Annotated in this window: 6 protein-coding genes and 1 pseudogene; 3 read left to right on the top strand and 4 right to left on the bottom strand. The window is 69.2% G+C overall.

Annotation, left to right across the window (positions count from 1 at the left end; genetic code table 11):
* From H5J26_RS26690 to H5J26_RS26680, 3 genes and pseudogenes are all read right to left on the bottom strand, one after another.
* Window positions 1-318: pseudogene (locus tag H5J26_RS26690) on the bottom strand (NUDIX hydrolase); the annotation flags it as partial.
* 116 nt (window positions 319-434) lie between these two features.
* A complete protein-coding gene (locus tag H5J26_RS26685; protein ID WP_181768531.1) occupies window positions 435-905 on the bottom strand; it encodes a RidA family protein in 471 nt (156 codons plus the stop codon).
* The gene (locus tag H5J26_RS26680; protein WP_181768530.1) at window positions 902-1,060 is read right to left on the bottom strand and encodes a DUF4177 domain-containing protein; all 159 of its coding nucleotides are present in this window, start codon (window positions 1,058-1,060) and stop codon (window positions 902-904) included. The genes H5J26_RS26685 and H5J26_RS26680 overlap by 4 nt, the downstream gene beginning before the upstream one ends.
* 44 nt (window positions 1,061-1,104) lie before the next feature.
* On the opposite strand from H5J26_RS26680, the gene H5J26_RS26675 reads away from it, so the two are divergent.
* Together H5J26_RS26675 and H5J26_RS26670 are read left to right on the top strand one after the other, a co-directional pair.
* A complete protein-coding gene (locus H5J26_RS26675; protein ID WP_181768529.1) occupies window positions 1,105-2,082 on the top strand; it encodes an ArsA-related P-loop ATPase in 978 nt (325 codons plus the stop codon).
* Complete coding sequence (locus tag H5J26_RS26670; RefSeq protein ID WP_181768528.1) at window positions 2,079-3,611, top strand: ArsA family ATPase; 1,533 nt, start codon at window positions 2,079-2,081, stop codon at window positions 3,609-3,611. Before H5J26_RS26675 ends, H5J26_RS26670 begins: the two co-directional genes overlap by 4 nt.
* Window positions 3,612-3,901: 290 nt before the next feature.
* Here the strand turns inward: H5J26_RS26670 and H5J26_RS26665 are convergent, their stop codons facing one another.
* Window positions 3,902-4,264: a WhiB family transcriptional regulator gene (locus tag H5J26_RS26665; protein WP_181768527.1), complete on the bottom strand. Its 363-nt coding sequence runs from the start codon at window positions 4,262-4,264 to the stop codon at window positions 3,902-3,904.
* A 409-nt stretch (window positions 4,265-4,673) separates the two neighbouring features.
* Between H5J26_RS26665 and H5J26_RS26660 the strand changes: the two genes are divergently transcribed.
* Window positions 4,674-6,823, top strand: a 2,150-nt coding sequence (locus H5J26_RS26660; RefSeq protein ID WP_181768526.1) for a transglycosylase domain-containing protein, incomplete at its 3' end; no start/stop codon positions are given.

Here is a 6,823-nt window from a genome sequence, read left to right as displayed (position 1 = left end):
GTGCTCGTCGCGCGGATCGACACCGCCGCCCGGGTAGGCGTAGGCGCCGCCGGCGAAGGGCATGGAGGTGCGGCGGCGCAGCATGTGCACGGAGAGGCCCTGTGCGCCGGCGTCACCGGCCGCGGCTGGACCGCTCAGGTCGGCGCCGCCGGCAGAGCTGATGTCACCGCCGGTGTCACCGTCGCCGCCGCTGTCGCGCAGCAGCATGACTGTCGCGGCCAGCCGCGGGGTCACAGGTGTGAGCTCACCCGCGGCCAGAGCGCGGATGCGTTCGGGCCATTGCGGTGGATACCACTGACCGTTCGTGGAGGACGACATGGGCGGATGCTACGGGCCCTCTCCCGTGGACGTCTCCCCCACCCGCTCCCGGCACATCCCCAGGTCGGTGCCCTCGGTGATGTGCGGGGCGGCCGGCTGTCCGGCCGCCCGTGGGCTCAATCCGCCCAGTCGGCCAGCTCCACCTGGATCTCGACCTCGACCGGCGCGTCCATCGGCAGCACGGCGACGCCGACGGCGCTCCGCGCGTGCACGCCCTTGTCGCCGAAGACCTCGCCGAGCAGTTCGCTCGCGCCGTTGATGACTCCGGGCTGACCGGTGAAGTCCGGGGCGGAGGCGACGAATCCGGTGACCTTGACCACCCGTACGATCCGCTCGAGACCGCCCGCGACCGAACTCACCGCAGCCAAGGCGTTCAACGCGCAGGTGCGCGCCAGGTCCTTGGCCTCCTCCGGCGTCACCTCGCCGCCGACCTTGCCGGTGAGCGGCAGCTTGCCCTCGACCAACGGCACCTGGCCGGCGGTGAATACGTACCGCCCGCTGCGGAGCGCGGGGACGTACGCGCCGGCGGGGGTGGCCACGTCGGGCAGCGTGATCCCGAGCTCGGCCAGCCTCGATTCGATGCTCACTGCTTCTCCCGCTTGAGGTAGGCCACCAGCTGCTCGGAGTTGTTCGGGCCCGGCACGACCTGGACGAGCTCCCAGCCGTCCTCGCCCCAGGTGTCAAGGATCTGCTTGGTCGCGTGAACGAGCAGCGGCACTGTCGCGTATTCCCACTTCGTCATGGTGCCGAGCGTAGCCCGTCGCTTCGCTGGTTAGGCTCGCGGGCGTGAGCAGGCTGCATGTTGTCACGGGCAAGGGCGGGACCGGCAAGACGACGGTCGCCGCCGCACTCGCGTTGGCCCTGGCCAGTGGAGGGAGGCGCACTCTCCTCGTCGAGGTCGAGGGGCGCCAGGGCATCGCGCAGCTCTTCGAGACCGAAGCGCTGCCGTACGAAGAACGCAAGATCGCCGTCGCGCACGACGGCGGCGAGGTGTACGCGCTGGCGATAGACCCCGAACGGGCGCTGCTGGACTACCTCCAGATGTTCTACAAGCTGGGCAGCGCGGGACGCGCGCTGAAGAAGCTCGGCGCGATCGACTTCGCCACGACCATCGCTCCTGGGCTGCGGGACGTACTGCTGACCGGCAAGGCGTGCGAGGCGGTGCGGCGGCGCGACAAGAACGAACAGCGGGTCTACGACGCGGTGGTGATGGACGCGCCGCCCACGGGCCGCATCACCCGCTTCCTCGGCGTCAACGAGGAGGTGGCCGGTCTGGCGAGGGTCGGCCCGGTGCACAACCAGGCGCAGGCGGTGATGCGGGTGCTGAAGTCTCCTGAGACAGCCGTGCACTTGGTGACGCTGCTGGAGGAGATGCCCGTACAGGAGACGGTCGACGGCGTGGCCGAACTGCGCGCGGCAGGGCTGCCCGTGGGCGCCGCCCTCGTGAACATGGTGCGTCCGCAGCTGGTCGACGAGGAGTTGCTCGACGAGGCCGGGAGCGAGACCTCCGCAGCCGAACTGGGCGAAGCCCTTCGCCGCGCGGGGCTCACTCGCGCCGACCGGCTCGTGTCACCGCTGCTCGAGCAGGCGCGGGAGCACGCGGAACGGGTCGGGCTGGAGCACGAACAGCGCGCCGCGCTGGCCGATCTCGACATGCCGGTCTACGAACTCGGCCTGCTCGGCGAGGGGATCGAACTCGCGGGTCTCTACCACCTGGCGGCCGACCTGCGCGACCAGTTGCCACCACCGAGGGAGGCGGCATGACACCGAAGACCTCAAGCAGGACCGGGACGGACATCTCGGCGAAGACTCCGGCGAAGGGCTCGCCGAAGACGTCCCGGCAGCCGCAGGCCGCAAAGGGCGGCCCTGACGGCCCCGAGGGCAACCCGCTCGCCTCGGACCTGCCGCTCGCCGTCGACCCGCTCATCGACGACCCCGGGACCCGGATCATCGTCTGCTGCGGAGCCGGAGGCGTCGGCAAGACGACCACCGCCGCGGCGCTGGGCGTACGGGCGGCCGAGCGCGGCCGGAAGGTCGTCGTACTCACCATCGACCCGGCGCGGCGCCTCGCACAGTCGATGGGGCTGACCGAACTCGACAACACCCCCCGGCCCGTTCCCGGCGTCGACGCGGGGAACGGCGGCGAACTGCACGCCATGATGCTCGACATGAAGCGGACCTTCGACGAGATCGTCGAGGCCCACGCGGACCCCGAGCGCGCCCACGCCATCCTGAACAACCCCTTCTACGAGTCGCTTTCGGCGGGCTTCGCGGGGACGCAGGAGTACATGGCGATGGAGAAGCTGGGGCAGTTGAGCGCCCTCGGGGACTCCCCAGGAACGGACGGACACGGGGAAGGCTGGGACCTGATCGTCGTCGACACCCCTCCGTCGCGCTCCGCACTGGACTTCCTGGACGCCCCGAAGCGGCTGGGCTCGTTCCTGGACGGCCGGTTCATCAGGATGCTGATGGCGCCGGCGAAGGCAGGCGGGCGCGCGGGGATGAAGTTCGTCAATCTGGGGATGGCCGGGCTGTCGATGTTCACCGGCGCGCTCAACAAGCTTCTGGGCACAGGGCTGTTGCGCGACGTGCAGACCTTCGTGGCGGCCATGGACACGATGTTCGGCGGCTTCCGCACCCGCGCCGACGCCACCTACCGACTGCTCCAGGCACCCGGCACGGCATTCCTGGTGGTCGCGGCGCCGGAGCGGGACGCGCTGCGCGAGGCGGCGTACTTCGTGGAACGGCTCGCGGAGGACCGCATGCCGCTGGCGGGTCTCGTGCTCAACCGGGTGCACGGCAGCGGCGCGGCCGGGCTCAGCGCGGAACGGGCGCTGGCCGCGGCGGAAAATCTTGAAATGGGCGGCATTGTCGATCGACGTCACGGGAAGGGAGGAAAGGACGGCGCCCCCTCCCCCGGGCGCGCCTCCACAGACGTCACTGACGGGCAGCACGAAGCCGAGCAGCCCGACGAGGACTTCACAGATCCGCCAGGTTCATCCGACCTGTCCGACTCCGCGCGACGGCCCGAATCCGTCGAGGAGTCGGCCGACGGGACGGAGCAGCTCGCCGCGGCGTTGCTGCGGTTGCACGCTGAACGCATGCGGCTGCTGACTCGCGAGCGGCGCACGAGAGACCGCTTCGCCGCGCTGCACCCGGAGGTGCCGGTCGCCGAAGTGGGAGCACTCGCCTCCGACGTACACGATCTGGACGGTCTGCGCGCGATCGGGCGCCAACTGGCCGGCGAGACGGCTCGCCCCGGAACGACGACATCAGGCCGTCCCGCCGTGTGACCGGTGGGGGTTACGGTCCGGCGGGGGATCGCCTCGTTCGTCGTCGACGGGGGTGGCCGCTGCCTGACCGGAACTGACCAGGCCCTGCACGGAGACACCACGGACGCCGTTACGGAGTCGGACGCAGCCGGCACGGCTTACGGCCGCCCCGGCGTCTGCCGGTACGTCCTGCCGCTCAACGCGCCTGGCAGGGCGCCCCGTCCAGGCTGGTCTGCCCGGACGGCAGTGCCGGCGGGGTGCGCGGCCCGTGCGACCGCGCCCGCCCCGGTGCCCTGCCCGACCCCGTGGGGTCAGCCGGCTGCCGCGTAGTCCTTCACGGCGTTCAAGGCGTAGTCCTTCGCCTCCTCAAGGTCCAAGGGCAGCACGCCACCCGTTTCACGCTCGTACTCAGTGCGTGCCGTCTCAAGCAGGCGGCGCCAGGAAGTGACCGTGGGGCGGCGGCGCAGCAGCGCCCTCCGCTCCCGCTCGGTCATTCCGCCCCAGACACCGAACTCCACTCGGTTGTCCAGAGCATCCGCCAGACACTCGGTGCGCACAGGGCACCCGGTGCAGACGGCCTTGGCGCGGTTCTGAGCCGCCCCTTGCACGAACAGTTCATCCGGATCGGTAGTGCGGCAGGCTGCCTGCGCACTCCAGTCGGTTACCCAGCCCATAGCCGGCGCCGTCCTCTCCCGAATCGAGGCTCCCCCACGGCGGCAAACGGCATATTCACCGTTGCCAGTTGAGGACGTTACGGAAGGCAGGCAGGGCGCAACACCCCCAGCGGGCCCAATCTTGAATGGCCCGAACGGACTACGTGTGCGCAGCAGATCACCCACCGGAGTGAGTCGGTGACAACCTGGACCTGTGCGGTTCAGCAGGAATCCGACTGTGCGGTGGGGAGTACTTGCCGGACACATCACGACACTTGGCGCTGTTCCGGACAAGCCTCATCACTCACAGGAGTGACCGAAAGGATGTGACGGAGCGAAGCCGCGATGACGGTGTGAGGTTCGATGCGTCCGCCAGCTTAGGCGAACTGAGCCTCCCCTGTCCGGCGATTGAGAACGTAGGCTGACCGCCATGGTGAAGAAGCGCTCGGGCGGCGGAGGTGTGTCCGTACCGCAGCAGGCCGCCAAGTTCCTAGGCGTCAGCGTGCTCGCGGGTGCGGTGATGGCAGGGCTCGCGCTGCCCGCGGCCGGCGGCCTCGGGCTTGCGGCGAAGGGCACCGTCGAGGGTTTCGACGAACTCCCCACCAACCTCAAGCGCCCGCCGCTGAGTCAGCGCACCACCGTCCTGGACGCCGACGGCGGCGAGATCGCGAAGATCTATTCGCGCGACCGGACCGTGGTCGACCTCCAGGCGATCTCACCGACCATGCGCAAGGCGATCGTCGCGATCGAGGACGCCCGCTTCTACAAGCACGGCGCCGTCGACCTCAAGGGCGTGCTCCGCGCACTCAACAAGAACGCGCAGAACGGTGAGGTCGAGGAGGGTGCCTCCTCCCTCACCCAGCAGTACGTGAAGAACGTCTTCGTGGAGGAGGCCGGGGACGACCCCGACAAGGTCGCCCAGGCCACCCAGCAGACCATCGGCCGGAAGATCAAGGAACTCAAGTACGCGATACAGGTCGAGGAGAGCCTCGGCAAGAAGAAGATCCTTGAGAACTACCTCAACATCACCTTCTTCGGGCAGCAGGCGTACGGGATCGAAGCCGCCGCACAGCGCTACTTCTCCAAGCCGGCAAAGGACTTGGACCTGCAGGAGTCCGCGCTCCTGGCCGGGCTGGTGCAGTCACCGGCCCGCTACGACCCCGTGCAGCATGAGGACGCGGCCAAGAAGAGGCGCAACACCGTGCTGGCGCGCATGGCTTCACTGGGACACGTCTCGGAGGAGCAGGCACGCAAGGCGCAGGACAAGCCGCTCGGTCTCGAGGTCAGCAAGCCGCAGAACGGCTGCATCACCGCCTCGCACGGCGCCGGCTTCTTCTGTGACTACGTGCGCGAAGTCGTCCTGAACGACCCGGCCTTCGGCAAGACAGACAAGGCACGCGCCAAGCGGTGGAACCAGGGCGGCCTGACCATCAGGACCACCCTCGACCCCAAGGCGCAGAAGTCCGTCGAGTCCTCGGTCGAGAAGCACGTGAACAAGTCGGACAAGGTGGCGACGGCCTCGTCGATCGTCGAGCCCGGCACCGGCCGGATCCTGGCGATGGGTCAGTCGCGGCCGTACGGCTTCGGCGAGAACGAGACGCAGATCAACCTGTCCGTGGACCAGAACATGGGCGGCGGCGCCGGCTACCAGCCCGGCTCCACCTTCAAGCCGGTCATCGCGGCGGCGGCGCTCGAGCGGGGCATGAGCGTCTACAAGAAGTACCCGGCCCCGTACAAGATGCAGTATCCGTCCCCGGTTCAGACGTGCAAGGGCCAGTGGAGCGGCAGCGCACCCGTCGAGAACGAGAACCGCCGGGAGGTCGGCCCCTACGAGATGAAGGAGGCCACCGCCAAGTCGGTCAACACCTACTTCGTCTCCCTCATCAGCGAGACCGGCGTCTGCCCCGTGACCGAGATGGCCCAGAAGATGGGAATCGAGCGGGCCGACGGCAAGAAGATCGACCAGGTGCCCTCGATCACCCTGGGAACCCAGGAGATGTCGCCGCTGACGATGGCCGAGGGCTACGCCACCTTCGCCAATCGCGGAGTGCACTGCACCCCCGTCGCGGTGAAGTCCATCACCGACGCACGCGGCAAGAAGCTGCCCGTGCCGAAAACTTCGTGCGAGCGCGCCATGAGCCAGCGCACGGCGGACACCGTCAACTCGCTGCTCCGCGGCGTCGTTGAGGACGGCACCGGTCAGAAGGCCGGCTTGAGCGGCCGCGACAGCGCGGGCAAGACCGGTACGACGGACCAGCGTTACGCCGCATGGTTCGTGGGCTACACGCCGAACATGTCCGGCGCGGTATGGGTCGGCGACCCCGCTCACAAGACGCAGATGACCGACATCTCGATCGGCGGCGTCTACCACGCCAAGGTCTTCGGCGGTGAAGTGCCGGGCCCGATCTGGCGGGACGCGATGTCGGGCGCGCTGTCCGGCGAACCCGCACCGGCCTTCAACCACGTCCCGATCGACGACGACAAGGGCCGCGACAAGCCCAAGCCGCCGGACGACGACGATGACGACGACGAACCCTGGCCCGACATCACGCTGCCGCCCGACTTCATCGGCGGCGGCGG

It is taken from the genome of Streptomyces albidus (ex Kaewkla and Franco 2022) (assembly GCF_013870515.1).
In the GTDB taxonomy this organism is placed as follows: domain Bacteria; phylum Actinomycetota; class Actinomycetes; order Streptomycetales; family Streptomycetaceae; genus Streptomyces; species Streptomyces albidus.
This window is presented reverse-complemented; position numbering and strand designations above follow the sequence as displayed.

Coding starts and splice junctions, on each gene's coding strand:
- H5J26_RS26670 (WP_181768528.1), top strand. CDS start 2,079: ATGACACCGAAGACCTCAAGCAGGACCGGGACGGACATCTCGGCGAAG.
- H5J26_RS26680 (WP_181768530.1), bottom strand. CDS start 1,060: ATGACGAAGTGGGAATACGCGACAGTGCCGCTGCTCGTTCACGCGACC.
- H5J26_RS26665 (WP_181768527.1), bottom strand. CDS start 4,264: ATGGGCTGGGTAACCGACTGGAGTGCGCAGGCAGCCTGCCGCACTACC.